This window comes from Oleiphilus sp. HI0086, assembly GCF_001635225.1.
Genome location: NZ_LWFZ01001136.1, coordinates 1 through 1,103, shown reverse-complemented (window position 1 = coordinate 1,103; position 1,103 = coordinate 1). Strand labels below are relative to the sequence as shown.

Sequence of the window (1,103 nt, the reverse complement as noted above, 5' to 3'; positions counted from 1 at the left end):
TTCATCCGGTAGATGCAAGCGTTAAAGCACGATTGATCAGTAGTACAGAGAACGATGACTTCTACGCGGCAGCAAATTTCACACCAGTTTGGTTTATTAATGATGTTGAGGTTCCAGGAGAAAGCTCTTTTGAGTTTCCGACAAACCCAGAGACAAACATCAGGTTTGGCGACGTAATATCTGTAGAATATTCGTACAGCATAGGGCAGGAGTACGGTCGTACTGAAACACTTAGGCTCCCCACTATCGAAACAGACTCTGAGCTAACTGAGTTTTCCATTACTCCCGTCGTTGTTGAGGAGGGCGAATCAGTGAGTCTAGATTTGTCCAAGTTCAGCGCTGTTGCGTTGGAAACGCTTGAAGCTCGTTGGTATATAAATGGTGAGCTGGATCGTTTAGTTAAAGATTTTACCTACCCTGGTGAAAAGCTAAGGTATGGTGATTTAATTCGTTTAGAGCTTGCTCCCCTGGTTGCTGAAGACAATGAGGTTCAAGACTCGTTTTCATACGAGGGTGCGAAAGCTTTTGTAGGGCTAAATATCGATAAGTTGAACGGTTCTACTGATGCTTCAAACGCTTTTGTTGACAGTGATGGCGATGGAGTTCCAAACTTTCGCGACTATTTCAGATTTGATCAGAACTGTTCAGTGGAAGGCGAGGGGCGCCCAGATGATCTAGACTCTGATGGCCTGCCCGACCTGGTGGAACTTACAAGCGCCTATTCAACCAACCCTCATTTGCGAGACTCTGACTCTGATGGGATTAATGACTTTACTGAGAGTGAATTAAACCTCTCCCCAGTTTTACTTGATAGTGATGGCGATGGTTACTCAGATGGTTTTGAGCTCATCTGGGGTAGTGACCCAATTGATGATGCGGACCCATCAATTGGTGATGATAAGGATCATGACGGTTTAACCGATGAGTTAGAATTAGTAAATGGGACGCTTGTAAATGGCAGTGACTCCGACAACGATGGACTTGAAGACGGGTTAGAATTGTTACTCGGCACTGAACCTCTTTCCGCTGATTCCGATGGCGATGGTTTATCTGATGGTGTCGAGAAGTATTTGACTTCAACAAACCCTCTTATACCAGATAGT

General features: G+C 44.8%; 1 protein-coding gene. It reads left to right on the top strand.

From position 1 onward, the window contains the following. A partial coding sequence (locus A3756_RS28030) for a thrombospondin type 3 repeat-containing protein (RefSeq protein ID WP_231875588.1) occupies window positions 1-1,103 on the top strand: 1,103 nt, incomplete at both ends.